The following is a 24,191-nucleotide window of genomic DNA, read 5'->3' as shown; positions in this document are numbered from 1 at the left end:
GGAGAGACCGGATGAAACGAGTTCTGGCCTTTGACTTCGGGGCCTCCAGCGGCCGGGCCATCCTGGCGGAATACCACGGCGGCCGCCTCGCCTGGGAGGAGGTCCACCGCTTCGACAACCGCCCCCGGGAACAGGACGGCCATCTCCGCTGGGACTTTGCCGGCCTGATGGCCCAGGTGTACCGGGGCATTGAAAAGGCGGGGCGCTTCGACAGCGTCGCCTTCGACACCTGGGGCGTGGACTTCGGCCTGCTGGACGAAACGGGCCGGCTGCTGGGGGACCCGGTGCACTACCGGGACGGCCGCACCGCGGGCATGGTGGAAAAGGCGCTGCGCACCCTGGATGCCGACGCCCTCTACGCCGCCACCGGCAGCCAGATCATGCCCATCAACACCCTGTTTCAGCTGCTGGCGGTGCGGGAGCAGGAGCCGGAGATCTGGGGCAGGGCAAAGCGGCTGCTGTTCATGCCCGACCTGTTCGCCCACGCCCTGTGCGGGGCGGACGCCTGCGAGACCACCATCGCCTCCACCAGCCAGCTGCTGGACGCGCGCACCGTCGGCTGGAGCCGGCAGGTGCTCAGCGCCTTCGCCATCCCTGAGACCCTCTTCGCGCCGCTGGTGGCCAGCGGCACGGTGGTGGGGGAGTACAAGGGGGCGAAGGTCATCGCGGCGGCGGGGCACGACACCCAGTGCGCCGTGGCCGCCCTGCCCGCCCCGGGGCGGGACGCGGCCTTTCTGTCCTGCGGCACCTGGAGCCTGCTGGGCTGCGAGCTGGACGAGCCGGTGCTCACCGGGCAGAGCCGGCGGCTGGCGCTCTCCAACGAGCGGGGGGCGAACGGCAAGGTGAACTACCTGAAAAACATCATTGGCCTGTGGCTGATCCAGGAGAGCCGCCGCCAGTGGCGGCGTCAGGGGCGGGAGCATTCCTATGCCGACCTGGAACAGCTGGCGCTGGCGGCCGCGCCGCTGCGCAGCTTCATCGACCCGGATGACCCGGCGTTCACCCCCCCGGGGGACGTGCCCGGCCGGGTGAGGGAGTTCTGCCGCCGCACCGGCCAGCCCGTTCCCGAAACGGAGGGCGAGGTGATGCGCTGCATCTACGAGAGCCTGGCCCTCAAATACCGCTTCGCCCTGGAGCAGCTGAGCCGGGCCACCGGCAAGACCTTCAGCAGCCTGCACGTTCTGGGGGGCGGCGCCAAGGACGGCCTGCTCTGCCGCATGACCGCCGACTGCGCCGGCATCCCGGTGATCGCCGGGCCGGTGGAGGCCACCGCCCTGGGCAACATCCTCCTCCAGCTGACGGCGCTGGGCGAGGTGAGAGACCTGACGGAGGGCCGCGCCCTCATCGCGGCCTCCGAGCCGGTGAAGCGGTCCGCCCCCGGCGGGCGGGCCGGCTGGGACCGGGCATACGAATTTTACAAGATCATCGTGAAGCCATAAGGAGGAATGAACAATGCTGTATCCCAAGATCGGCATCCGGCCCACCATCGACGGCCGCTGGGGCGGCGTGCGGGAGAGCCTGGAGGAACAGACCATGGCCATGGCCCGCAACGCCAAGGCCCTGATCGAGGAGAACCTGCGCTACCCGGACGGCACCCCGGTGCAGTGCGTCATCGCCGATTCCACCATCGGCGGCGGGGCGGAGGCCGCCGCCTGCGCCGACAAGTTCACCGCCGAGAACGTGGTGGCCACCCTCACCGTGACCCGCTGCTGGTGCTACGGCAGCGAGACCTTCGACATGGACCCCCGCACCATCAAGGCGGTGTGGGGCTTCAACGGCACCGAGCGCCCCGGCGCGGTGTACCTGGCGGCGGTGCTGGCCGCCCACGCCCAGAAGGGCCTGCCCGCCTTCTCCATCTACGGCCGCGACGTGCAGGACGCCGCCGACACCAGCGTGCCCGCCGACGCCGCCGAGAAGATCCTGCGGTTCGCCCGCTGCGCCGTGGCGGTGGGCTGGATGAAGAACAAGGCCTACGTCAATCTGGGCGGCGTGGCCATGGGCATCGCCGGCAGCTACTGCGACGCGGCGGTGTTCCAGAAATACTTCGGCATCCGGCCCGAGTGGGTGGACATGACCGAGATCCTCCGCCGCATCACCCTGGAAATTTACGACCACGAGGAGTACGATCGGGCCCTGGCCTGGGTGAGGGCCAACTGCAAAGAGGGCTTTGACTGCAACGCCGGCAAGAATTTGCCCGAGGTCATCACCCGGTCGAAGGTGGTGCCCGCCCACAAGGACTGGGAGTTCATCACCAAGATGACCATGGTCATGCGGGACATCCTGTACGGCAACCCGAAGCTGGACGAGATGGGCTGGCACGAGGAGGCCCTGGGCAAGAACGCGGTGGCCGGCGGCTTCCAGGGCCAGCGCAACTGGACCGACTGGCTGCCCAACGCCGACTTCACCGAGGCCATCCTGGCCAGCACCTTCGACTGGAACGGCCCCAAGCAGCCCACCCCCTTCGCCACCGAGAACGACACCCTCAACGGCGTGGCCATGATGCTGGGCACCCTGGTAACAGGCACCGCCCCCTGCTTCCACGACGTGCGCACCTACTGGAGCCCCGAGGCCTGCGAGCGGGTCACGGGCCACAAGCCCGCCGGCGTGGCGAAGGACGGCTTCATCCACCTCATCAACTCCGGCGCCACTGCGCTGGACGGCAGCGGCGTGGCCACCAACGACCGGGGCGAACACCTGATGAAGCCCTTCTGGGAGATGACCGAAAAGGACGTGAACGCCTGCCTGACCGCTACCGACTGGTGCCGCGCCAATTATGAATACTTCCGGGGCGGCGGCTTCTCCAGCCACTTCCGCTGCGCCGCCGAGATGCCCGTGACCCTGCTGCGGGTGAACATCGCGGAGGGCGTGGGCCCTGTGCTGCAGCTGGCCGAGGGCTGGACCGCCCCCCTGCCCGACGAGGTGCACACCCCCATCGACCTGCGCACCGACCGCACCTGGCCCACCACCTGGTTCGTGCCCCGGCTCACCGGCAGGGGCGCTTTCCGGGACGTGTACAGCGTGATGGCCAACTGGGGCGCCAACCACGGCGTGACCGTCTACGGCCATGTGGGGGCCGACCTTGTGACCCTGGCCTCCATGCTGCGCATCCCGGTGGCCCTGCACAACCTGCCGGAGGAGAAGCTTTACCGGCCCCACAGCTGGGCTGCCTTCGGCACCAGCGACACTGAGGCCGCCGACTTTGCCGCCTGCCGGCACTACGGCCCGCTGTACCGCTGACATCAACACCGACCGCACAGCCGGGCCGGGGCGCGCGCCCCGGCCCGCGCGCCGCGGCGCGAAAGGAGCGAGCCCATGCGGCATTGCCACGAATTTGAAGACCTTGCCCATCCTCACGCGGGGGTGGAGCCGGACCGCGCCTATTACATCCCCTTCGCCCCCGGGCAGGACCCGGACGCGCCCCGGGAGAGCTCGGAGCGGTTCATCCTGCTGAACGGCACCTGGCGGATGAAGCTGTACGACCGGATCAGCGCCGTGCCAGAGGAGTTCTGCCAGCCGGGGTTTGACGACGGCGGATTTTCCCCCATGCCGGTGCCCTCCTGCTGGCAGACGCAGGGGCTGGACCGGCACCAGTACAGCAACGTGCGCTATCCCATCCCCTACGACCCGCCCTTTGTGCCCCACGCCGACCCCTGCGGTGCCTACCGCACCGTCTTCCGGGCCGACGAGGCGCTGTGCGCCCGGCGGCTGTACCTGAATTTTGAAGGGGTGGACAGCTTCTACTACGTCTGGGTCAACGGCCGCCGGGTGGGGCACAGCCAGGTGTCCCACTCCACCAGCGAGTTCGACATCACCGCCTTTGTGCGCCCCGGCGAGAACCTGCTGGCCGTGCTGGTGCTCAAATGGAGCGTGGGCACCTATCTGGAGTGCCAGGACAAGTTCCGGATGTCCGGCATCTTCCGGGACGTGTACCTGCTGGCGCGGCCCCGCCGGCACATCCGGGACGTGGGCGTTCGCACCTGGGGGTGCGAGGGCTACACCAGGGCGGTGGTGCAGGTGGGCGTGGACTGGGCCGGCGGCACGGGCCGCCTGGAGTGGCAGCTGCTGGACCCGGACGGGGCGGAGGCGGCCCGAGGCGAGGCGGAGAGCGACCTCATCGTCCACCTGGACGCGCCCCGCTTCTGGAGCGCGGAATCGCCCGCGCTGTACCGGCTGATCCTGCGCACCGAAGAGGAGACCATCTGCCTGCCGGTGGGGGTGCGGGACATCGCGGTGAAGGGGCGGCAGGTGCTGCTCAACGGCCGGCCGCTGCGGCTGCGCGGGGTGAACCGGCACGACTCCGACCCCGTCACCGGCTTCACCATCTCGCCGGAGCAGGCCATGCGGGATCTGGTGCTGATGAAGCGGCACAACGTCAACGCCATCCGCACCAGCCACTACCCCAACGCCCCCTGGTTTGCCCGGCTGTGCGACCGGTACGGCTTCTACCTCATCGACGAGGCGGACATGGAGTGCCACGGCGTCACCGAGGTGTTCGGCGGCGGCGACGAGATCTCCTATGGCCTCCTCGCCCAGGACCCGGCCTTCGAGGGCCTCATCCTGGACCGGGTGCGCCGCTGCGTCATCCGGGACAAAAACAGCCCGTCGGTGCTGATCTGGTCGCTGGGCAACGAGTCCGGCTACGGGCCGGCCTTTGAAAAGGCGGGTCGCTGGGTGCGGGAGTACGACCCCACCCGCCTGGTCCACTTTGAGGGCGCCTGGCGCCAGACCGGCGGCCATGTGAACGACGACAGTATGCTGCACCTGTTCAGCCGGATGTACACCCCGCCGGACTTTGTGCGCCGGTGGCTGGCCGACCCGGCCAACGTCAAGCCGTTCCTGCTGGTGGAGTACTGTCACGCCATGGGCAACGGCCCCGGCGACCTGGAGGACTACGAGACCATGATGCTGGAAGAGCCCGGCGTGCTGGGCGGCTTCGTGTGGGAGTGGTGTGACCACGCCATCGACGCGGGCCCCGCCCCCGGCGGCGGGCGGCGGTACCTCTACGGCGGCGACAGCGGCGAGTTCCCCCACGACGTGAACTTCTGCGTGGACGGCCTGGTCTCGCCCGACCGCACCCCCCATCCCGGCCTGCTGGAACTGAAAAACGTCTGGCGGCCGGTGCGCGCCTGGCGGGAGAAGGAGGGCATCGGGCTGCGCAACACGCTGGACTTCACCGACGCCTCCCGCCTGGTGCGCTACCGGTGGGAAATGCGGCGGGACGGCGTGCCGGCAGGCGGCGGCGAGGGCGAATTGCCCGCGCTGGCGCCCCGGGGCCGCGCCTGGATGCCGCTGCCCTGCCCGGCGCCCCAGGGCCCCGGCCGCTGGGACCTGCGCCTGGTCTGGCTGGCCGCCCGGGACGTACCCCTGCGGCCGGCGGGGGAGGAACTGGGCTTTGACGAGATCACCCTGCAAGAGGACTTTCCTGCGCTGCCCCCGCTCTGTCCCGGCCGGGTGGACTGGCGGGAGACCGACGAGGAGATATGCCTCGCCGGCGAGGGTTTCCAATATCGGTTCGACCGGTTCACCGGCTGCTTCAAGAGCCTGGTGTGGGGCGGGCGGGAGCGGCTGAGCCGCCCCATGGGCTTCAACGTCTGGCGCGCCCCCACCGACAACGACCGCAAGATCCGCCGCGTCTGGGAGCAGGCGGGCTACGACCGGGCCCAGATCCGGCTGGCCGGCTGCCGGGCAGCCCGCGCCGCCGACGGCGCCGCCGAGATCCGCTGCGAGGCGGTGTTTGCCGCCAGCGTCCGCCAGCCCTTCCTGCGCTGCGCCGTCTGCTGGCGGGTGGACGCCCGGGGCGGGCTGCGCCTGACCGTGGAGGGGCGGCGCGACCCCGTCTTTCCCTACCTGCCGCGCTTTGGCGTGCGCCTGTTCCTGCCGGCGGGCTTCGAGACGCTAAACTACACCGGCTACGGCCCCGGCGAGAGCTATCTGGACAAGCGCCGCGCCAGCTGGTACGGGACGTTTTGCAGCACGGTGGACGGGGAATATGTGGATTACATCAAGCCCCAGGAGCACGGCAGCCACACGGGCTGCGCCGGCGTGCGGCTGAGCGGGCAGGACGCGGCCCTCTGGGCGGCGGCCTCGGCCCCCTTCAGCTTCCGGGCGTCCCACTATCCCCAGGAGGCGCTGGCGGCCGCCGCCCACGATTTCGAGCTGCGGCGGGCTGCGGATGTGGAGCTCTGCCTGGACTACAAGAACAGCGGCATCGGCTCCAACAGCTGCGGCCCGGTGCTGGACCCCCGCTACGCCCTGGCGGAGGAGCAATTCCGCTTTGAACTGGCGCTGGGCTTTGCCCGCCCGTGAGGCGCTTCGACCGGCAGACGAAACAGGAGGAACGCCCCGTGGGAAGGCCGCTGCCGCGGCCCCTCGCGGGGCGTTCCTGGCGCCGGAACAGGGGCTTTGGCGCCTTTTTCAACACAAGGCCGCCCGCTGAAAAAATTCCCCGGGCAATGGGCAAAAGGGGCTTGACATCTTCCTCGTATGCTGTTATAATAAATCACGCTGCACGACAAGGCAGCGTGCATATTCCTCCTTAGCTCAGTCGGTAGAGCATGCGGCTGTTAACCGCAGGGTCGTTGGTTCGAGCCCAACAGGGGGAGCCAAAAAAGAGCACGTCGTTTGACGTGCTCTTTTCTTTTTGCCCGGCCTCCGCCCGGTCCGGAGGCCGGCAATAAGGGCTGGCGGGCTTTCCTCCCTCCGCGGCTTAACGGCCCGAAGGCGCCACCCTTCGTGCGCCTCAGAACGGATACTTTCCGCCGTCCTGGGAAATGCCCGGGTTGCCGTGTGCGAGGGTGGGCGCCCCTCCGGTGAACGCGAAAAGGACGGCAGCGCCGCGTTTGGCACGGCCGACAGCGGAAGGGCAGCCGGGAAAAACAGGCCGGCCGCGTCCCTGCCTGTTTGGCCGCCCCGCCCGCCGCGCAAAAAAGCAGCGCCCCGGCCAGAATGGCCGGGGCGCTGCCCGTGTCCTGTGAAAAATCAGTCTTCCCGGTTGCCGAACTCGCTCAGCCGCAGCTGAGGGTTGTGCTCCTCGGCCCAGGTGATCGCCCAGGGGGAGGTGAACAGCAGCAGCTTGTTGCCTTTCAGGTCCTCGATGCGCCGGGTGTCGCTGGTCAGGTCCAGGGCCTTGGGGTCCAGGTCCTCGTTCTCGATCCAGCGGATGTGCTCGTAGGGCAGATTCTGCATCCGGATGTCCACGTTGTACTCGTTTTTCAGCCGGTACTCCAGCACCTCGAACTGCAGAACGCCCACAACGCCCACGATGACCTCCTCCATGCCGCCGCCCAGCTCCCGGAAGATCTGGATGGCGCCCTCCTGAGCCACCTGCTCCATGCCCTTCACGAACTGCTTGCGCTTCATGGTGTCCACCTGGGTCACCCGGGCGAAGTGCTCGGGTGCGAAGGTGGGGATGCCCGCGTAGCGGATGGGCTCCTTGCCGGTGTAGAGAGTGTCGCCGATGGAGAAGATGCCCGGGTCGAACAGGCCGATGATGTCGCCGGCATAGGCCACGTCCACGGTGGCCCGGTCCTGGGCCATCAGCTGGGTGGACTGGGCCAGCTTGATCTTCTTGCCCTCCTGCAGGTGGGTCACCTCCATGCCCCGCTCAAAGCGGCCGGAGCAGATGCGCATGAAGGCGATGCGGTCCCGGTGGGCCTTGTTCATATTGGCCTGGATCTTGAAGATGAAGCCGGAGAACACGTCCTGCGCCGGCTCCACCGGCACGCCGCCGCTGGTGCGGGGCAGGGGGGAGGGCGCCAGCCGCAAAAACTCCTGGAGGAAGGGCTCCACGCCGAAGTTGGTGAGCGCCGAGCCGAAGAACACCGGGCTTAAATTGCCGGTGTTCACCGCGTCCAGGTCAAAGTCGTAGCTGGCGCCGTCCAGCAGTTCGATGTCCTCGCTGAGCTTCTCGTGCAGCGGGGCGGTGAGCAGCTCGTCCAGCCGGGCATCGCCCAGTTCCGCCTCGATCTTGTCCAGAATTTTCACCCCGTTGGCCTTGCCGTCGCTCTGGAAGGCCAGGATGTGCCGGCTGTGGCGGTCGAACACGCCCTTGAACTCCTTGCCGCAGCCGATGGGCCAGTTCATCGGATAGGTGCGGATGCCCAGAATGTTCTCGATCTCCTCCATCAGGTCAAAGGGGTCCCGGGCCTCCCGGTCCATCTTGTTGATGAAGGTGAAGATGGGGATGTGCCGCAGGGTGCACACCTTGAACAGCTTGATGGTCTGAGCCTCCACGCCCTTGGCCGCGTCCAGCACCATCACCGCCGCGTCGGCGGCCATCAGGGTACGGTAGGTGTCTTCGGAAAAGTCCTGGTGGCCGGGGGTGTCCAGAATGTTCACGCACTTGCCGTCGTATTCAAACTGCAGCACGCTGCTGGTGACCGAGATGCCGCGCTGTTTTTCAATTTCCATCCAGTCGCTCACCGCGTGGCGGGCGCTCTGCTTGCCCTTCACGCTGCCCGCCTGCTGGATGGCCCCGCCGTAGAGCAGCAGCTTCTCGGTGAGGGTGGTCTTGCCGGCGTCCGGGTGGCTGATGATGGCAAAGGTGCGCCGCCGCGCGATCTCCTGCCGCAGATCGGCCATAGTTTCCTTCCTCCTCTGGTTATGCGCGGGGCCCGCGGGCCCCGGTCTCTTTAAAAAATCACAACATTTTAATTCTACCCGCTCAAAGGCCGCTTGGCAAGGGGAACAGGGCGTTTTTGCTCACTTTTTCAGCACAAAACAGGGCAGGGGCGCCGTGTCCGCCCAGTTGGCGAAGCGGCAGGCCAGCACCGTGTACCTTGTCAGCGGCAGGGCGGCGAAAAAGCCCTCCACCGCCGCCTTCTCGCCGCCGCCGTTGGGCCCGCCGCTGTACAGGCAGGCCGCCAGCACGCCCCCGGGCTTCAGGATGTCCAGCGCCGCCTCAAGGGCCGGCAGGCTGCTGGCCGGGGTGGTGAAGAGGGCGTGATCCGCCCCCGGCAGATACCCGAAGTTGAACACCACGCAGTCCGCCGAGGCGGGCGGTGCAAACTCCGCCAGCCGGGCGTGGTCCGCCTGCACCACCTGTGCTATGGAGCCAAAGCCCTCGGCCTCCAGCCGGGCGCGGGTGGCCGCCACCGCCTGTGGCTGCACATCCAGCGCCAGCACCCGGCCCTGCGGCCCCGCCAGCCGGCACAAAAAGGCGGTGTCGTGGCCGTTGCCGCAGGTGGCGTCGATGAAAAAGCCCCCGGGGGCAAGGCGCGAAGCCAGAAATTCGTGGGTCAGGCCCACGGCGCTGGGGTCGGGGGCGCGGCGGCGCAGCCACACATCCCCGGCGGGGGCAAAGCCGAATTTTTTCAAGAGGGCCGCGGCGGCCTCGCTTTCGGGGGGCGGCGCGGTGTGGAGGCTGGAAGTTCCAAAGCCCCCGGTGGCGTGCAGCGCCTGCTTGAGCAGGTAGCTGCCGTAGCCCTTGCCCCGCCAGCCGTCGTCGATGCTAAATCCTTGCAGTTCCACCCGGCCGGGGGCGAGGAGCAGGCGGCAAACGCCCACCGGGGCCTGTTCCTTGTAAAGGGTGAGGGAGAGACGGTCTCCCTCCCGGTGCTGGTCAATGCGCATGGGCGCCTCCTTCCGGGCAGTTGCGGCAAACGCGGTTTTGTGATAGCATATCCACGGGATGTCCTGTTCCGCGGGATATTCCCATTATAACGCGGGAGAGCGGGATTTCACAATTCTTTCACCCCCGCTTTGAAGGTTTTTCACCAATGGCCGCTATACTATGAATCAGAACGATCACAGAGGGCTTTTTTGAGGGCATATGTGCCCCGGCCCGCTGTTTCCGAAAGGATGAATCTGTATGGAAAACAAATGGGAATACGATTACTCCGGTCTGTATCAGAACGGATACACCCCCGCGCCCCCCACGGGGAGCGGGCCTTCCGGGCAGATGCCCGGTGAGGGCGGCATACCCGACGCCCCGGTGGGCGGCGGCGAGCCGCCCCGCAAGAAGCGGAGCACCGGCAAGCGGGTGCTGGCCGGCGTGCTGGCCCTGGTGCTGGTGGCCGCGGTGAGTTTTGGCGGCGGCTACGCCGGCTACCTGGTGGCCAGCAAAAACGGCGGCCAGGCGGTGATCTTCCAGTCCGCCGCCACCGGCAGCCCCACCTCCTCCACCGGCAGTTCCACCGGCAGCCTGGCCGACGTGGCCAGCGCGGTGAGCCCCAGCGTGGTGGTGGTCACCACCGAGCAGCTGGTCACCAGCAACTACTTCTGGGGCGGCCAGCAGGTGCTGAGCGGCGCCGGCAGCGGCGTCATCCTCACCACCGACGGCTATATCGTCACCAACAATCATGTGGTGGAGGGCGCCCAGCAGGTCACCGTCACCCTGGCGGATGACTCTACCTATACCGCCACCGTGGTGGGCACCGACGCCGAGAGCGACATCGCCCTGTTGAAGATCGAAGCCACCGGCCTGACCCCGGCGGTGCTGGGCGACTCCGACAACGTGCAGGTGGGTGAAGTGGTCATCGCCGTGGGCAACCCCATGGGCACCCTGGGCGGCACCGTCACCGACGGCATCGTCTCCGCCCTGAACCGGGATATCTCGGTGGAGGGCAACGAGATGACCCTGATGCAGACCAGCGCGGCCATCAGCCCGGGCAATTCCGGCGGCGGCCTGTTCAACACCAACGGCGAACTGATCGGCATCGTGAACGCCAAGTACTCCGATGAGGACGCCGAGGGCCTGGGCTTCGCCATCCCCATCAACGACGCCAAGGCCGTGGTGCAGGATCTGCTGGAGAACGGCTATGTCACCGGCCGGCCCGCCTTCGGCATCACCGTCATCACGGTGAGCGATGTGCAGACCGCCATGCAGTACGGCGTGAGCAGCCTGGGCGTTTATGTCAACAGCGTGGACGCCGGCTCCGGCGCTGAGGCTGCCGGCATGAAGGCGGGCGACCGCATCGTGAGCATCGGCACGCAGCTGGTGGAGACCACCGACGACGTGACCAACGCCCTGAAGGGCTATAACGTGGGCGACGTGGTGGAGGTCCAGGTGGACCGCGGCCGCGAACTCATGACCCTGCAGGTCACGCTGGGCGAGAAGACCGGTGCATAAAATACAACAGAATATGCAAAGGGAGGGCCCCGGCCGCATCGGCCGGGGCCCTCCTTTTTTTGTGCGCCATGGGCGGATTTCTTTGGGCAGGGGGGAGAAAAGAATCCACCAGGCGCCCGGCCCCGTTGTGCAACAAAACAAAAAAGAATAAAATTGCAAAAATATTCTTGATTTTCCGTTATTTATGCATTATTATTCAATTCAAACACAAACGCGGCGGATAAAGTACCGCACCACCGCCTCTGCGAAAGGGGAGCTTTGCATGCGACGACGACAACGGAAGGACCACTCTTTGTAGCTTCTTCACCCCGGGCCGCCCCGCGGCCCCCAGTCAGAGAAACGAGGTTTTGAACATGCATGGCAAAAAAATGATCGGCGCGCTCTGCGCCGCGTTGATGGCGCTGTCCGTTGCGGGCTGCGCCGCGACCCCCGCCTCTTCCGCGGCAGGCTCCGCCACCGCCATCACCACCGGCGCCAGCACGGCTTCCGGCTTTTCGGTCAGCGTCAAGGTGCCGGACGATTTTGAGGGCGAGCTGAACGGCCGCTGCCTGGTGGCCTTCGCCACCGACACCAGCGAGGCTCAGCCCTACGAGCAGATCGACCTGTACGGAGTGCCGGTGTTCGGCAAGACGGTGTACGGCCTGAAGGCGGGGGGCACCATCGACTTCACGGTGGACGACGAGGAGATCATCGGCTTCCCCTTTGAGATGGAGGAACTGCCCGCCCAGGAGTTCTCGGTGCAGGCCTTCTTCATCAAGTACACCAAATACGAGCGCAGCAACGGTTCTACCATCTGGGGCATGGAGGACATGGGCGGCGGCGGCAGCTTTTTGGATAACCCCGGCAACTACTACAGCGATGTGCAGACCGCCGCGGTGGACGTGACCGCCGACCAGAACATCCAGCTGACCCTCAGCGAGATGCTGCCCCTGCCCGAACTGCAGGAGGGCCAGGTGGCCCAGCAGGGCAACTATGAGGACACCGACCAGGTGAAGTACGTCAAGATCAAGAGCGAGCTGCTCAGCGAGTTCTGGGGCAGCGATGTGTACATCGGCGCCAACGTGCTGCTGCCTCACAACTACGACCCCGAAAAGGCCTATCCCACCCTCTACTACCAGGGCCACTTCCCCGGCGGCAGCGCGCCTCTGGGCTACGGCACCAACGAGGAGTTTACCGCCTGGTGGGACAGCGGCGAAGCCCCGCAGATCGTGGCCATCACCTTCCGTGACGCCAACATGTTCTATGACACCTCCTACTCGGTGAACAGCGAGAACCTGGGCCCCTGGGGCGACGCCATCCAGCAGGAACTGATCCCCTATCTGGAGGAGACCTTCAACCTCATCCCCGAATCCTGGGCGCGGCTGTTGTCCGGCGGTTCCACCGGTGGCTGGGAGAGTCTGGCCATGCAGGTGTACAACCCCGACTTTTACGGCGGCACCTGGAGCCTGTGCCCCGACTCGGTGACCTTTGAGCATTACCAGGTGGTGAACCTCTACGAGGACGACAACGCCTACTACACCGACAACGGCTGGTACAAGGTGGCCCGCCCGGGCAGCGTGGCGCTGGACGGCAACATCAAGTACGCCATGAAGGACGAGAACCTCTATGAAGCCGCGGTGGGCGGCCTGCAGTGCCAGAGCCTTGGCCAGTGGGCCATCTGGGAAGCGGTGTATGGCCCCATGGGCGAGGACGGCTATCCCCAGCGTGTGTATGATCCCCTCACCGGCGACATCAACAAGGACGTGGTGGAATACTGGGGCGAGAACTACGATCTGACCAAGTACCTGCAGGCCAACTGGTCGGAGATCGGCCCGGATCTGGTGGGCAAGATCCACATCCGCGGCGGCGATATGGACGCCTACTACCTCAACCAGGCCCAGTATGTGCTGGGCGACTGGCTGGAGACCACCACCGAACCCTACTACGAGGGTTACAGCGTGACCTTCCCCCGCAAGGGCCACACCGGCAACATCACCAACCAGGAACTGCTCACCGAGATGGTGGAGCACCTGGAGAAGTACGGCCCCGCCAACGTGGACGACATCCTGTTCGGCTGATCCCCTAAAGCAAGCAGAGAGCCCCGGCACATGTGTGCCGGGGCTTTTTTGACTCCATGACATATACAAAATGGAATATTGCTTTTTGATATTACAAAATAGCAGGGGTCAACCGTCCCAGTGCGCAAAATCCTTGAGATACACCGCCGCGCTGCGGCTCATCTCCCGGGAAAAATCGCTCTCGTACTTGCGGGCGGCAAAGGCGCGCATCCAGGCGTCGAAATCGAAGTCCCGCTTTCCGGCAGCGGCGGCCCGGGCGCTGAAGGCGGCCCGGTGCTCGGCGGGGGTGCGCTCGGCGTAGGTGTTTTCACACACCACATACTCCGCCGGCAGGCGGGCGGGCTTGGGCCGGGCCTTCTGCTGGTCGGTGGGGCGGCCGAACACCAACATGGCGGCGGGCACCACCGCCGGCGGCAGGGCCAGCGCTTCACGCATGGCCTCGCACTGCTCGATCACGTCGCCGATGTAGCAGCTGCCAAGCCCCAGGCTCTCGGCGGCGGTCACGGCGTTCTGGGCGGCGATGACCGCGTCCGCCACCGCCAGCAGCAGGTCGCCGGGGCCGGGTTCGCGGGGCGAAAGCCCCGCCGCCCGGTAGCACTGGTTCCAGCGGCGGCAGTCCGCCAGAAACACCAGCACCAGCGGCGCGGCGGCGATGAAGGGCTGGTGGTCGCACAGGTCCGCCAGCCGCTCCTTCAGGGCCTGGTCGGTCACGTCGATGATGGTGTAAAACTGCTGGCAGCCCGCGGTGGGCGCGTCGAAGGCGGCCTGCAGAATGGCCTGCTTTTCCTCGGCGGTCACCGGCTCGCCGGTGTACACCCGCACGCTTTTGCGGGCGGCCAGATGACGCAGAACTTCGTTCATGGACAATCCCTCCTTGCTGCCTCCCATTATAATGCGCCGGCCCGGCGCGGGTCAACGGGGGAGGGGAGCATGAGGACGGATTTGCCCTTGCGACGGGCAACTCGCACAAACTGCGCGGCGCCGCCCCAGGAATGCACTACATAAGCCACAATCCAGTCTGCATGTTCAATCATCCATCGGTTGCGCTGGCAGACTGCAAAGCGAGGAGGTGATTTTTCCACTTCTTCCGGGAGCAGGCTGTGCGGGTCAAAATTCTTTCCAGGCGTTGGAAGGTAGGCTAACACAATCGTGTAACGAATGTGTGGGTAACAATCGGAAAGCTCCTGCAGAACCGATAAGACCAGGCAATCAAAGTTGCCGTGATTCCCTAAATAGAAATCCGAGACATGTTTGGTCTCTATCAAATCGCGGAGCGCATTCAATAGAGATGGCCGCAGAGAGTTAGGGCAGTCACGATGGCCGAAGAATGTGCAAGAGGACATATTCAAATTCACCCCCAATATTGACCAGTATAACGGTCAATATTTGCCTTCAGTATAGCATAGGATAATATTGGCTGCAACCAATACTGGTCAATTGCTGAGCGGAGGTGGGGAAGATGGAGCAGAAGATCCGGCGGGATCGCAACATGGGCGACAACCTGCGGGCGCTGCGTCTTGCCCGCAAGATCTCGCAGGAAAAGCTCTGCGCCGAACTGCAGCGGCGCGGCTGTGACATCGGCCGCACCACCTACGCCAAATACGAGGCGGGGGAGCTGAACATCCGCGCCAGTGTGCTCATAGAGCTGCGCAGGTTCTACGGCTGCCGGTACGACGACTTCTTCGCCGGGCTGGACGGCGAAGAATAAGCGTTTTCCAAAACAGAAAAAACGGGGAGGGGCCCCGGCGGATGTTCCGCCGGGGCCCCTCCCCCGTTTTTCGTCAAAAAGCGCCGCCCGCCGCGGGGTATCATGGCATCACGGGCGGTGTGCGAACGCTATTTTTCCCAGTCAATGACGAACAGTTCGCCGGGCGTGCAGTCCAGCAGCTGGCAGAGGGTCTCGATGCGCTCCAGTTTGATGGAGGAGGTCTCGTTGTTGACCATGCGGCTGAAGTTTTGATAACTCATGCCCAGCTGCTTGTAGAGCCAGTATTTTGTTTTGCCTTTCCTTTCCAGCAGGGGGAGGATGTTTAGTTTCACCATGACGCTTTGCCTCAAACAAACAGTTCTTCATAGGGCACGGCCAGAATATCCCGCAGGGCCCGCAGTTCATCGGGGTAGATGTGCCGCTGGCCCACCTCCATTTTTGCCAGGGCGCTGCGGGTCACGTCGCAGCCGCGCAGCTGCAGATGTGCGGCCAGCTGCTCCTGAGAAAATCCCTTTTTCCTGCGCAGGGCCCGGATGTTCCGCCCCAGCGCCCGCTCGTACTCCGCATTCATTGCCAACACCTCTCGCACTTATATTGGTGCAGTATGTTGTTGATTTTAGGCGGCCTGAAGAATAAAATTGCACTTATATAGGCGCAAACACGAAAGGGGTGGACCAAATGAAGGAAATCTTGAAAGAAAAAACCTGCTGTTTCACCGGCCATCGGGTCATCCCGGCCCGGGTGCTGCCGGCACTGGCCGGGGAACTGGAGCAAACGCTGCGGCGGCTCATCGGCGAGGGGGTGCGGTATTTTGGGGCGGGCGGCGCGCTGGGGTTCGACACACTGGCCGCCGAGACGGTGCTGCGGCTGAAAGGGGAGTACCCCGACGTCCGCCTCATCCTGGTGCTGCCCTGCCGGGACCAGACCCGGGGATGGAAAGAGACGGATGTGCGCCGCTACCGGGACATCGCGAGCCGGGCGGACAAAGTGGTCTACACCGCCGAGCACTATTCGCCCGGCTGTATGCACCGGCGCAACCGGCATCTGGTGGAGAACAGTTCCGTCTGCGTGGCCTGGTGCACCCGCGAGACGGGGGGCAGCGCCTACACGGCGGCCTATGCCCGCCAGCGGGGGCTGCGCCTTGTGATGCTGGGGGCGGGGGAGTGAGCGTCCCCCCTTGCGCCGGCGGGGCTTCTTCCTTATAATGAGGGAAAGACGCCGCCCTGCGGAAAAGAAAGGAAACGCGCCATGAAACTCATCAGCTGGAATGTGAACGGCCTGCGGGCTGTTTTGAAAAAGGATTTTGCCGCCGCCTTCGCGGCGCTGGACGCCGACGTCTTCTGCGTGCAGGAGACCAAGTGCCAGCCCGGCGAGGCGGACTTTGCCCCCGAGGGCTACACCTCGTATTTTTACAGCGCCGAGAAGAAGGGCTACTCCGGCACCGCCTGCTGGAGCCGGGTGCCGCCCCTGTCGGTGACCTACGGCATCGGGGTGGAGGAGCACAGCCACGAGGGCCGGGCCATCACGCTGGAATTTGAGAAGTTTTATCTGGTGAACGTCTATGTGCCCAACGCCCAGGAGGGCCTGGCCCGCATCGACTACCGCCTGCGCTGGGAGGACGACCTGCGGGCGTATCTGCTGGCGCTGGACGCCAAAAAGCCGGTGGTGCTCTGCGGCGACCTGAACGTGGCCCACAACGAGATCGACCTGAAAAACCCCGGCCCCAACCGGGGCAACGCGGGCTTCTCCGACGAGGAGCGGGCCAAGATGACCGAGCTGCTGGCGGCGGGCTTCGCCGACACCTTCCGGGAACTCTACCCCGACCGCACCGGGGCCTACAGCTGGTGGAGCTACCGCTTCAACGCCCGCAAGAACAACGCGGGGTGGCGCATCGATTACTTCATCGTCAGCCGCCGCCTGATGGACAAGGTGCGGGAGAGCGCCATCCACACCGAGGTCTTCGGCTCCGACCACTGCCCGGTGGAACTGGACATCGACCTGTAAAATCTCCGCAAAAGCCTTGCGCGGCGGGGCATGATAGGGTATAGTGTTACCATGCCCCTTTGCGGGCGGAAAAGCGAGCGGAAAAGGAGAATCAACGCATGAAAGCAATCATGGATGTATTGCGGGGCGTGGCCATCGGCGTGGCCAACGTCATCCCCGGCGTGTCCGGCGGCACCATGGCGGTGTCCATGGGCGTGTACGACAAGATCATCGGCGCGGTGAGCGGCCTGTTCAAGCACTTCAAGCAGAGCATCCTCACCCTGCTGCCCCTGGGCGTGGGCATGGGCATCGGCATCGTGGCCTTCGGCTACGCGCTGCGCTACCTGCTGGCCGAGCACACCCTGGCCACCTGCCTCACCTTTGTGGGCCTTATCCTGGGCGGCCTGCCGATCCTGTGGGTGCGCTTTAAAGACAGCTGGGCCAAAAAGGCCCGCAAGGGCGCGCCGGTGGGCGAGGTGATCTGCTTTGCCGCCCTGCTGGCCTTCGGCGTGGGCATGGCCCTGCTCCAGGGGGGCGACGAGGCGGTGAAGAGCCTCGCCCTCACCCCCGGCACCGCCGTTTTGCTGCTGGCCCTGGGCCTCATCGCCAGCGCCACCATGGTCATCCCCGGCGTGTCCGGCAGCATGGTGCTGATGGTGCTGGGCTACTACAACACCATCCTGGACCTGGTCACCGGCTGTGTGGACGGCCTGGTGGCCGGCGATTTCGGCCTCATCCTGCACAACGTCAGCCTGCTGATCCCCTTCGGCATCGGCGTGGCGCTGGGCATCTTCGGCATCGCCAAGATCATCGAGTACCTCTTTGCCAACTTCCCCAGCCAGACCTTCGCGGGCATCATCGGGCTCATCCTGTCCAGCCCCTTCGCGGTGCTCTACTCCTCCGGCGCGCTGCAGCGGTTCAGCCTGCCCGGCCTCATCGCGGGCCTCGTGCTGGGCGCCGCCGGCGCCTGGGTCACCCTGCTCATGGGCAAGGCCGACCCGGAATAAGCCCCGGTTTTCCACCGTGCCGCCCCCTCGCGGGGGCGGTTTTTTTGTGCTTTGCCCCGGCAAAGACCCCTTGAAACGGACCATACAATTGCCCGCCATGGACTGCCGATTGTATGGTCTGAATGTATGCATTTTGTATAAAAAACAATCTGTTTTTGTTTAAAAAATATAAAAAATATACAAAAACATTGGCGTTTTTACCTCTTGTAATCCAGCCGTTGTTGCCTATAATTGATTCTTGTCCGGATATTTCCTCGAGGAAATCCCAGAGGAGTTGAAAGGAGAGAAAGCATGAGCAAGCACATTGCGGTGATCGGAAGCAGCGGCGGCAATCTGTACAACCAGGGCGGCAGCGACCCGAAAGCCATGATGAAGGAGATCTTCACCCAGGCCGACTCTGCCGGGATCGAGGTTTCGTTTATTCAGTTCATCGGCGCCGAGGCCACGATGGACAACATTTCCATGGACACCAAAGCCCGGCTCTACACCCTGGAGGGCGGGCAGGTGGTGTGCGGCGAGGCGGCCGCCCTCAAGGAGATCAACCAGCAGGCGGCGGCGCTGGACGAACAGCTGGCGAAGCTGATCGACGAGGGTGCCATCGACGGCCTTGTGCTGATGAGCAGCGACCCCAAGAGGGTCAACAGCAAGGCGGTGGCGGCCGCGGCCCGCAAAAAGATCCCCGCGGTGGGCACCGGCGGCACCTCCATCGCCAACACCCAGGCGGCGGGCGTGCGGGTGGTCTCCGCCTCCGGCACCACCGGCACCACCAACCGCACCCGCGCGGTGGCCTTTGTGTCGGCGCTGGCAAAGGAGTGGGGGCTCAAGTACATGCCGGTGATCGGCTCCTCCGCCGCCGGAAGCGCCCAGGCCCAGGGCTCGGTGTTCAAGCGCATCAACTTCCGCGGCATCATGATGGCCTCCATGCCCGGCTTCATCGCCATGGCCCTGTGCCTGGCCCTGAGCAAGATCCCCGGCCTGGGCGGCCTGGAGGATGTGTTCAACACCCTCATCGGCATCCTGCCGGTGATCCTGGCGGCCATCGCCGCCAAGCAGGTGTCCGGCCTGGACGAGGTGGGCATCGTGGCCGGCGTCATCGCGGGCATCATGTCCGTGGACGGCGGCATCCTGGGCGGCCTGATCGCGGGCATCCTGGCGGGCATCCCGGCCTATTACATCATCACCTTCTGCTTCAAGCACAAGGTGCCCGGCACCACCGCCAACATCGCGGCGGGCGGCCTGGCCGGCCTGATCGCGGGCTTTGCCGGAATGTACGCCATCGCGCCGGTGGCGCTGTGGTTCGGCAACCTGGTAAAAACCATCATCGAGGCCTGCCTCACCTTCAGCCCGCTGCTGGCGGGCGCGGTGGCCGGCCTGCTGATCTGGCCCGCCATCATCGGCGGCGTGTACCGCGCGGCCATCCTGCCCATCGTGCTGCTGGAGATGGAGAGCACCGGCTTCTCCTTCCTGGGCGCCGTCGACATGACCGGCCTGGTCATGGTGTCCGCCGGCATCACCCTGGCCAATGTGCTGTTCCCCCGCCAGAAGAGCGACGCGGCGGTGGCTCTGCCCGGCTTTTTGATCAACCTGGGCTTCGGCACCTTTGTGGAGGCGTCCTATCCCTTCATGTTCTCCAACAAGCTGGTGTTCGGCGGCGCCATCCTGGCCTCCACCGTGGCCAGCGCGCTGGTGGGCCTGCTGGGGGTGCGGGGTACCGCCTACGTCCCCTCGGTGATGGCCCCCTTCCTGGCCAACGAGGGCCACACCCTGCAGTTCGCGCTGTGCATGCTGGTGGCCATGGCGCTGGCCTTCGTCATCACCGTGGTGGCCAACCGCCTGCCCGTCAAGACCAAAGAATAAACCGCCGCGAAACGGCAACAACTGAGAAAAGAGGTTATTTGAGATGTTTTCCAACGATATGGCCAAACGGATGAGCCTTGGCATGGCAAAGGTCAAGAAAGTGCTGGAGGAGGGCGGCGGCCACACCATCCTCAGCACCGGCATCACCGGGGACGACGCCCGCATGGCCCGCGCCGTGGTGCAGGCCGGCGTGAAGATGCTGGAGCCCAACCACCCCGCCGTGGCGCTGGCCCGGGGCCACAAGGGCGTCACCGTGATGCACGACGCCGAGGCCATCCGCCACGAGATCACCGTGGATCAGATGGCGGAGGTCACCCGGGGCGTGCGCAGCGTGGTGCCCTCGGATGTGTACATCACCGTGGGCATCCCCGGCGGCTTCACCGAGGTGGTGCCCCATCTCCTCACCGAGCAGGACTTCATGAAGATGGCGCTGGCGGGCGCCGACGGCCTGCACACCCACAAGTCCTCCCTGAAGGACCTGGAGGAGCTGGTGACCATGGCCCACCGCTACGGCCTGCTGGTGGACGCCTACATCGGCCGCCCCAGCGACCTGCACACCTTCGGCCTGCCCGCCGAGACCCCCGAAGAGGTCTACAAGGTGGCCAAGCAGATGGAGGAGATCGGCACCGACATGATCGGCATGATGACCGGCATGAGCTACGAGGGCGTGGCCGCCGGCGAGATCCCCTCCCTGATGAAGGAGCGGGTCATGGCCATGGTGGAGGCGGTCAAGGTGCCCACCCTGGCCGAGGGCGGCATCAACACCGTCAACTTCAAGGCCTTCAAGGACACCAAGGTGAACATCCTGGTGGTGGGCACCGCCATCGACAACATGGTGGAGGAGGCGGCCCAGAAGGCGGTCCGTCAGTTCCTGTAAAGCAGATCTTTTTGGGCTCCGCCCGCCGCGCTGTGCGCGGCGGGCTTTGCCCGTATCCGCGGCGGAGAAAGGAGAGCGTATGGAAAAGGGTAAAGACTTTTTGTATATGAAGATGTACAATGAGTTCAAGGAGAAGATCGACACCGGGCGGCTGCGCCCGGGCGAGCGTCTTCCGCCGGAGTGCGACCTGGTGAAGCAGTACGGCGTGAGCCGCGACACGGTGCGCCGGGCCTTTTCCAGGCTGGAGGAGGAGGGCTATATCAAGCGCAAGGTGGCGGCGGGCACCTTTGTGCGCATCGAAAAGGCGGACTACGGCCTCTCCCGCATGGAGAGCTTTTCCGAGCAGATGCGCCGCCGGGGGCTGGAGCCCTCGTCGGAGCTGCTGTCCATCCAGTTCACCGCCGACCTGCCCGCCCTGGTGCGCCGGGAACTGGGTTTCTCCCGGGGGGAGCGGGCCTATGTCATCACCCGGCTGCGCAAGGCGGACGGCCGCCCCATGGCCTACGAGGTGGCCTATGTCTCCAGCGAGATCTGCCCGGGGATGCACACCCATCTGGGGGAGGGCACCTCGCTGTACCACATCTACGAGGATGTGTATCACCTGCAGCTGGGCAACGGCCGCATCACGCTGGAGGCGGAGACCCCCGGCCCCCAGCTGCAAAAGATGCTGGGGCTCCACCCCGGGGTGCCGGTGCTGACCATGCGCTGCACCATGCACCTGCAGGACGGCCGCCCGCTGTACTACGTCACCTGCGATTACAGCGGCGAAAAATATGTGTTCAGCGTGAATCTCACCCGCTGAAACGCGCCCCGGGCCAAAGGTCCGGGTTTTTTTGCGCGAGGCTGAAGAAACCGGCCCCGCCGGATCGTTACATAGACACAGCGAGGGGAAAGGGCGGTGAGACGCCGGCGTGACAAATGCACAGTTTGCGGGGCTGGTAGAGCAATACCAGCGGCTGGTGTACACCGTGTGCTACCAGCTGGTGCAGGACCCTCAGCTGGCCGAGGACCTGACCCAGGACACCTTCGTGTCCGCCTTCACCCACATGGATTCCTGCCCGCCCGAGCACTACAAGCCCTGGCTGGCCCGCATCGCCACCAACAAGGCCAGAGACCACCTCAAGAGCGCCTGGGCACGGCGGGTGAGCGCCCCCGGCGACGAGGGGATGCCCCAGGCGCCGCCCCCCGGCGCGGCCGCCCCGCCCGGCCCGGAGGACCTCACCGTCACCCGGGACGAGGCCGAGGCCATCCGGGCGATGGTGCGCTCGCTGAAGGAACCCTATTTAAAGGTGTCGGTGCTGTACTTTCTGGAGGAGCGCAGCGTGGAGGAGATCTCCCGGGCGCTGCGCCGGCCGCCCAAAACGGTGCACACCCAGCTGTTCCGGGCGAAAAAGATGTTACAGCAAAAAATCAGGGAAAGGAGCGGGATGCAATGACCGAATTGTTCCGGGAAGACGGCCATCTCACCGACGAGGGGCTGCGGGCCCTGGTGGACGGCGGGCTGGACGAACTGGGCCGGCTGGAAGCGGCGGAACATCTCAGCTTCTGCGACGCCTGCCTGGTGCGCTACACCGGCCTGCTGGAGGAGGGCGCGCTCCAGACGCCCGCCGCCGACCAGACCCTGCCGGTGATGCGCCGGCTGCGCCGCCGGGCCCTGCAGGCGCTGGCCAGCCGCTACACGGCGGCGGCCGCCGCGGTGCTCATCACCGGCGCGCTGTGGTACACCGGCGTGTTCGCCAACGTGGCGGGCATCTTCGCGGTGGCCGGCGGCGAGTTCACGCCCCCCGCCGTCAGCCAGAGCCAGCGGCAGGAGGACGCGGGCAGCGCCATCCTGCGGGCGGTGAGCGACTGGTCGGAAAAGGTGCAGATCGCGCTGCGCCCCGCCTACCAGGCCCCGCTGACAAAGAGCGAGGCCGGCCGCGCCGGCCAAGGCGACGCCCCGGCCATGGTGGACGCCTCCACCCAGGCCGACGATCTGCCCGACCCCCAGAGCGACCCCACATCGACGCAAACCAAAGGAGTGGACTGATATGTATAAAAACGGATTCCTCACCCTCTGCTTCTCCTTCATCCCCGGCGCAGGCCAGATGTACCAGGGCTACATGAAGCGGGGCCTCACCCAGGTGATCTGCTTCGTGATCCCGCTGATGATCGGCGGGGTGTTCTTCCCCGTGGTGATGGTGCTCAGCGCGGTGGTGTATATGTACAGCTTTTTCGACAGCCTCAACCTGCGGGCCCAGCTGCACCAGGGCACCGCCCCGGCGGACGCCTTCCTGTTGGGCTGGGGCGGCGGCGAGGACCTGGCCCGCCTGGTGGCCGGCCGCCAGCGGGTGCTGGGCTGGTGCCTGGTGCTGCTGGGGGTGGCCGGGCTGTACCAGAGCTTTGTGGCCCCCTGGCTGTCCACGCTGGTGGACCTCATCGGCTGGGACACGACGCTGGGCCAGCTGGTGAACAGCATCGTCCGGGGCATCCCCGGGCTGGCGGTGGGCATCGTGTTCATCGTGCTGGGCCTGCGGCTGGTGAAGGGCGGCAAGAAGAACAAGTCCGCCGAGCCGGACTACACCGAATTCAAAGGGGAGGTGTGAACCATGAGCGAGGAAAACCGCGTGAACGGCCTGCCCCCGCAGCAGAGCGGGCAGGAAGATCCCGCCTTTGCCCCGGCGCAGGGGCTGAACGGCGCCGACAAGGCCCCCGGCGAAGCCGGCCCGGCCGCCCAGGACGCCGCCGGCGTCCGGACCCCCGCCGCGCCCTGTCCGCCGCCGTTGCCGCTCCGCCCGCCGGTGCGCCGGGTGGGCACCCTCACCCTGGGCCTGGCCCTCATCGCCACCGGCCTTGTGATCACCGCCGCCTTCTTTGTGCCAAACTTCGACGTGGTGTTCGCCGCCAAGCTGGCCCCGCTGGTGCTGGTGTTCCTGGGGGCGGAGGTGCTGTGGGCCACCGCCCACCCGGACGGGCGGCGCATCAAGTTCGACTTTCTCTCCGCCTTCGTGGGCTTTGTGCTCATCTGTGCCAGCCTGTGCGCCGCCACCCTGCCGGTGGTGTGGCGCTGGTACGGCCCCGACCGCGCCCTCACCCAGCAGCGGCTGGCCGGGGAGCTGGAAGACCAGCTCTTCGACCAGCTGGGCGACCAGGACCTGCTGCGCTGCAGCGTGTGGGTGAACCTGTCCACCGGCGATTTTGACCGCCAGATGACCGCCGCCGATCTGCGCCCCGGCGACCAGGTGGGGGCGAACATCACCCTGGGCGGCACGGTGGAAAGCGCCGACGACTTCGCCGCCCGGGTGGCCGCCCTGCTGCCCGCCCTGCGGCAGGCCGGCGTCACCCAGGTCTACTTCTTCTGGGGCGACGACGCCGACCAGTGGGACCTGGATCTTTACGGCGACTTTGCCATGAGCGCCAGCGCCGAAACCTTGGCCGGGATGGCCCGCCACCAGCTGTATCTCACCGACGCCGACGGCGACAGCTACTGGGCGGAGGAGGACGAGGCCGCCGCCCTGGCCGACGGGCAGACCGGGCCCGACTCCACGCCCGCGCAGGAACCGGCTGCCGCGCCCCCGGCGGAGACCGCCGCCGAGACCGCGCCCGCCGCCTGACAGGGCGTTTTGCGCAGGGCGGTGCGCCGCGTCGGTTCCCG

General features: G+C 66.1%; 22 protein-coding genes and 1 tRNA gene. 17 read left to right on the top strand and 6 right to left on the bottom strand.

Going from position 1 to position 24,191, the window contains the following annotated elements:
- Positions 1 to 11 precede the first annotated feature (11 nt).
- The 4 genes from ACH2A7_RS03100 (at position 12) to ACH2A7_RS03085 (ending at position 6,605) form a co-directional block, all read left to right on the top strand.
- Positions 12 to 1,439, top strand: coding sequence for a rhamnulokinase family protein (locus ACH2A7_RS03100; RefSeq protein ID WP_394959977.1), 1,428 nt, complete (start codon positions 12 to 14; stop codon positions 1,437 to 1,439).
- A gap of 13 nt (positions 1,440 to 1,452) precedes the next feature.
- Complete coding sequence (locus ACH2A7_RS03095; protein ID WP_394959975.1) at positions 1,453 to 3,237, top strand: L-fucose isomerase; 1,785 nt, start codon at positions 1,453 to 1,455, stop codon at positions 3,235 to 3,237.
- 75 nt (positions 3,238 to 3,312) lie between these two features.
- Positions 3,313 to 6,306 carry a glycoside hydrolase family 2 TIM barrel-domain containing protein gene (locus ACH2A7_RS03090; RefSeq protein ID WP_394959973.1) on the top strand — a complete coding sequence of 998 codons (2,994 nt, stop codon included), beginning with the start codon at positions 3,313 to 3,315 and terminating at the stop codon, positions 6,304 to 6,306.
- A gap of 223 nt (positions 6,307 to 6,529) precedes the next feature.
- Positions 6,530 to 6,605: transfer RNA gene (locus tag ACH2A7_RS03085), tRNA-Asn, on the top strand.
- Between the two features lie 373 nt (positions 6,606 to 6,978).
- On the opposite strand, the gene ACH2A7_RS03080 is transcribed toward ACH2A7_RS03085, so the two are convergent.
- Both ACH2A7_RS03080 and ACH2A7_RS03075 read right to left on the bottom strand, forming a co-directional pair.
- Positions 6,979 to 8,580, bottom strand: a complete 1,602-nt coding sequence (locus ACH2A7_RS03080; RefSeq protein ID WP_394959971.1) for a peptide chain release factor 3 — start codon at positions 8,578 to 8,580, stop codon at positions 6,979 to 6,981.
- Between the two features lie 120 nt (positions 8,581 to 8,700).
- Entirely contained in the window at positions 8,701 to 9,570 is an 870-nt protein-coding gene (locus ACH2A7_RS03075) for a bifunctional GNAT family N-acetyltransferase/class I SAM-dependent methyltransferase (RefSeq protein WP_394959969.1), read from the bottom strand.
- A 238-nt stretch (positions 9,571 to 9,808) separates the two neighbouring features.
- On the opposite strand from ACH2A7_RS03075, the gene ACH2A7_RS03070 reads away from it, so the two are divergent.
- Both ACH2A7_RS03070 and ACH2A7_RS03065 read left to right on the top strand, forming a co-directional pair.
- On the top strand, positions 9,809 to 11,068 hold the full coding sequence (locus ACH2A7_RS03070; protein ID WP_394959967.1) for a S1C family serine protease: 1,260 nt from the start codon (positions 9,809 to 9,811) through the stop codon (positions 11,066 to 11,068).
- A gap of 353 nt (positions 11,069 to 11,421) precedes the next feature.
- Positions 11,422 to 13,125, top strand: a complete 1,704-nt coding sequence (locus ACH2A7_RS03065) for an alpha/beta hydrolase-fold protein (protein WP_394959965.1) — start codon at positions 11,422 to 11,424, stop codon at positions 13,123 to 13,125.
- A 108-nt stretch (positions 13,126 to 13,233) separates the two neighbouring features.
- Here the strand turns inward: ACH2A7_RS03065 and ACH2A7_RS03060 are convergent, their stop codons facing one another.
- Both ACH2A7_RS03060 and ACH2A7_RS03055 read right to left on the bottom strand, forming a co-directional pair.
- Complete coding sequence (locus ACH2A7_RS03060) at positions 13,234 to 13,986, bottom strand: nitroreductase family protein (RefSeq protein ID WP_394959963.1); 753 nt, start codon at positions 13,984 to 13,986, stop codon at positions 13,234 to 13,236.
- A 26-nt stretch (positions 13,987 to 14,012) separates the two neighbouring features.
- Positions 14,013 to 14,390 (bottom strand): hypothetical protein, encoded by a 378-nt coding sequence (locus ACH2A7_RS03055; RefSeq protein WP_394959961.1) that lies wholly within the window; start codon positions 14,388 to 14,390, stop codon positions 14,013 to 14,015.
- Between the two features lie 194 nt (positions 14,391 to 14,584).
- Here ACH2A7_RS03055 and ACH2A7_RS03050 point away from each other — a divergent pair, with 194 nt between their 5' ends.
- A complete protein-coding gene (locus ACH2A7_RS03050) occupies positions 14,585 to 14,833 on the top strand; it encodes a helix-turn-helix domain-containing protein (protein ID WP_394959959.1) in 249 nt (82 codons plus the stop codon).
- A gap of 128 nt (positions 14,834 to 14,961) precedes the next feature.
- Here the strand turns inward: ACH2A7_RS03050 and ACH2A7_RS03045 are convergent, their stop codons facing one another.
- Both ACH2A7_RS03045 and ACH2A7_RS03040 read right to left on the bottom strand, forming a co-directional pair.
- The gene (locus tag ACH2A7_RS03045) at positions 14,962 to 15,168 is read right to left on the bottom strand and encodes a helix-turn-helix domain-containing protein (RefSeq protein WP_394959958.1); all 207 of its coding nucleotides are present in this window, start codon (positions 15,166 to 15,168) and stop codon (positions 14,962 to 14,964) included.
- Positions 15,169 to 15,179: 11 nt separating this feature from the next.
- On the bottom strand, positions 15,180 to 15,404 hold the full coding sequence (locus ACH2A7_RS03040) for a helix-turn-helix domain-containing protein (RefSeq protein WP_394959956.1): 225 nt from the start codon (positions 15,402 to 15,404) through the stop codon (positions 15,180 to 15,182).
- Positions 15,405 to 15,511: 107 nt separating this feature from the next.
- Between ACH2A7_RS03040 and ACH2A7_RS03035 the strand changes: the two genes are divergently transcribed.
- The 10 genes from ACH2A7_RS03035 to ACH2A7_RS02990 all read left to right on the top strand — a co-directional run bounded on the left by ACH2A7_RS03035 (position 15,512) and on the right by ACH2A7_RS02990 (position 24,150).
- Positions 15,512 to 16,000, top strand: a complete 489-nt coding sequence (locus ACH2A7_RS03035; RefSeq protein ID WP_394959954.1) for an SLOG family protein — start codon at positions 15,512 to 15,514, stop codon at positions 15,998 to 16,000.
- An 81-nt stretch (positions 16,001 to 16,081) separates the two neighbouring features.
- Positions 16,082 to 16,837, top strand: coding sequence for an exodeoxyribonuclease III (locus tag ACH2A7_RS03030; RefSeq protein ID WP_394959952.1), 756 nt, complete (start codon positions 16,082 to 16,084; stop codon positions 16,835 to 16,837).
- A 98-nt stretch (positions 16,838 to 16,935) separates the two neighbouring features.
- Entirely contained in the window at positions 16,936 to 17,823 is an 888-nt protein-coding gene (locus ACH2A7_RS03025) for a DUF368 domain-containing protein (RefSeq protein WP_394959950.1), read from the top strand.
- A 291-nt stretch (positions 17,824 to 18,114) separates the two neighbouring features.
- Positions 18,115 to 19,680 (top strand): hypothetical protein, encoded by a 1,566-nt coding sequence (locus ACH2A7_RS03020; RefSeq protein WP_394959948.1) that lies wholly within the window; start codon positions 18,115 to 18,117, stop codon positions 19,678 to 19,680.
- A 43-nt stretch (positions 19,681 to 19,723) separates the two neighbouring features.
- Positions 19,724 to 20,557 (top strand): HisA/HisF-related TIM barrel protein, encoded by an 834-nt coding sequence (locus ACH2A7_RS03015; RefSeq protein ID WP_394959946.1) that lies wholly within the window; start codon positions 19,724 to 19,726, stop codon positions 20,555 to 20,557.
- Positions 20,558 to 20,636: 79 nt separating this feature from the next.
- Entirely contained in the window at positions 20,637 to 21,359 is a 723-nt protein-coding gene (locus ACH2A7_RS03010; protein ID WP_394959944.1) for a GntR family transcriptional regulator, read from the top strand.
- A 109-nt stretch (positions 21,360 to 21,468) separates the two neighbouring features.
- A complete protein-coding gene (locus tag ACH2A7_RS03005) occupies positions 21,469 to 21,993 on the top strand; it encodes an RNA polymerase sigma factor (protein ID WP_394959942.1) in 525 nt (174 codons plus the stop codon).
- Positions 21,990 to 22,586: a hypothetical protein gene (locus ACH2A7_RS03000; RefSeq protein WP_394959940.1), complete on the top strand. Its 597-nt coding sequence runs from the start codon at positions 21,990 to 21,992 to the stop codon at positions 22,584 to 22,586. Before ACH2A7_RS03005 ends, ACH2A7_RS03000 begins: the two co-directional genes overlap by 4 nt.
- Position 22,587: 1 nt before the next feature.
- A complete protein-coding gene (locus ACH2A7_RS02995) occupies positions 22,588 to 23,142 on the top strand; it encodes a hypothetical protein (protein WP_394959938.1) in 555 nt (184 codons plus the stop codon).
- A gap of 3 nt (positions 23,143 to 23,145) precedes the next feature.
- Positions 23,146 to 24,150 carry a hypothetical protein gene (locus ACH2A7_RS02990; protein ID WP_394959936.1) on the top strand — a complete coding sequence of 335 codons (1,005 nt, stop codon included), beginning with the start codon at positions 23,146 to 23,148 and terminating at the stop codon, positions 24,148 to 24,150.
- The last annotated feature ends 41 nt before the right edge of the window (positions 24,151 to 24,191 follow it).

Origin of the sequence: Candidatus Allofournierella merdavium (assembly GCF_944382735.1) — a bacterium.
GTDB lineage: Bacteria > Bacillota > Clostridia > Oscillospirales > Ruminococcaceae > Allofournierella_A > Allofournierella_A merdavium.
Note: the sequence above shows the minus strand (reverse complement) of the source record. Positions and strands in the feature narration are given on the sequence as shown.

Excerpts from the sequence above, each read along its gene's own strand:
- ACH2A7_RS03070 (WP_394959967.1), top strand. The coding sequence starts at position 9,809 with ATGGAAAACAAATGGGAATACGATTACTCCGGTCTGTATCAGAACGGA.
- ACH2A7_RS03000 (WP_394959940.1), top strand. The coding sequence starts at position 21,990 with ATGACCGAATTGTTCCGGGAAGACGGCCATCTCACCGACGAGGGGCTG.
- ACH2A7_RS03050 (WP_394959959.1), top strand. The coding sequence starts at position 14,585 with ATGGAGCAGAAGATCCGGCGGGATCGCAACATGGGCGACAACCTGCGG.
- ACH2A7_RS03040 (WP_394959956.1), bottom strand. The coding sequence starts at position 15,404 with ATGAATGCGGAGTACGAGCGGGCGCTGGGGCGGAACATCCGGGCCCTG.
- ACH2A7_RS02995 (WP_394959938.1), top strand. The coding sequence starts at position 22,588 with ATGTATAAAAACGGATTCCTCACCCTCTGCTTCTCCTTCATCCCCGGC.
- ACH2A7_RS03025 (WP_394959950.1), top strand. The coding sequence starts at position 16,936 with ATGAAAGCAATCATGGATGTATTGCGGGGCGTGGCCATCGGCGTGGCC.
- ACH2A7_RS03075 (WP_394959969.1), bottom strand. The coding sequence starts at position 9,570 with ATGCGCATTGACCAGCACCGGGAGGGAGACCGTCTCTCCCTCACCCTT.
- ACH2A7_RS03030 (WP_394959952.1), top strand. The coding sequence starts at position 16,082 with ATGAAACTCATCAGCTGGAATGTGAACGGCCTGCGGGCTGTTTTGAAA.
- ACH2A7_RS03100 (WP_394959977.1), top strand. The coding sequence starts at position 12 with ATGAAACGAGTTCTGGCCTTTGACTTCGGGGCCTCCAGCGGCCGGGCC.
- ACH2A7_RS03080 (WP_394959971.1), bottom strand. The coding sequence starts at position 8,580 with ATGGCCGATCTGCGGCAGGAGATCGCGCGGCGGCGCACCTTTGCCATC.
- ACH2A7_RS03060 (WP_394959963.1), bottom strand. The coding sequence starts at position 13,986 with ATGAACGAAGTTCTGCGTCATCTGGCCGCCCGCAAAAGCGTGCGGGTG.
- ACH2A7_RS03065 (WP_394959965.1), top strand. The coding sequence starts at position 11,422 with ATGCATGGCAAAAAAATGATCGGCGCGCTCTGCGCCGCGTTGATGGCG.
- ACH2A7_RS03095 (WP_394959975.1), top strand. The coding sequence starts at position 1,453 with ATGCTGTATCCCAAGATCGGCATCCGGCCCACCATCGACGGCCGCTGG.
- ACH2A7_RS02990 (WP_394959936.1), top strand. The coding sequence starts at position 23,146 with ATGAGCGAGGAAAACCGCGTGAACGGCCTGCCCCCGCAGCAGAGCGGG.
- ACH2A7_RS03090 (WP_394959973.1), top strand. The coding sequence starts at position 3,313 with ATGCGGCATTGCCACGAATTTGAAGACCTTGCCCATCCTCACGCGGGG.
- ACH2A7_RS03035 (WP_394959954.1), top strand. The coding sequence starts at position 15,512 with ATGAAGGAAATCTTGAAAGAAAAAACCTGCTGTTTCACCGGCCATCGG.
- ACH2A7_RS03020 (WP_394959948.1), top strand. The coding sequence starts at position 18,115 with ATGAGCAAGCACATTGCGGTGATCGGAAGCAGCGGCGGCAATCTGTAC.
- ACH2A7_RS03045 (WP_394959958.1), bottom strand. The coding sequence starts at position 15,168 with ATGGTGAAACTAAACATCCTCCCCCTGCTGGAAAGGAAAGGCAAAACA.
- ACH2A7_RS03010 (WP_394959944.1), top strand. The coding sequence starts at position 20,637 with ATGGAAAAGGGTAAAGACTTTTTGTATATGAAGATGTACAATGAGTTC.
- ACH2A7_RS03015 (WP_394959946.1), top strand. The coding sequence starts at position 19,724 with ATGTTTTCCAACGATATGGCCAAACGGATGAGCCTTGGCATGGCAAAG.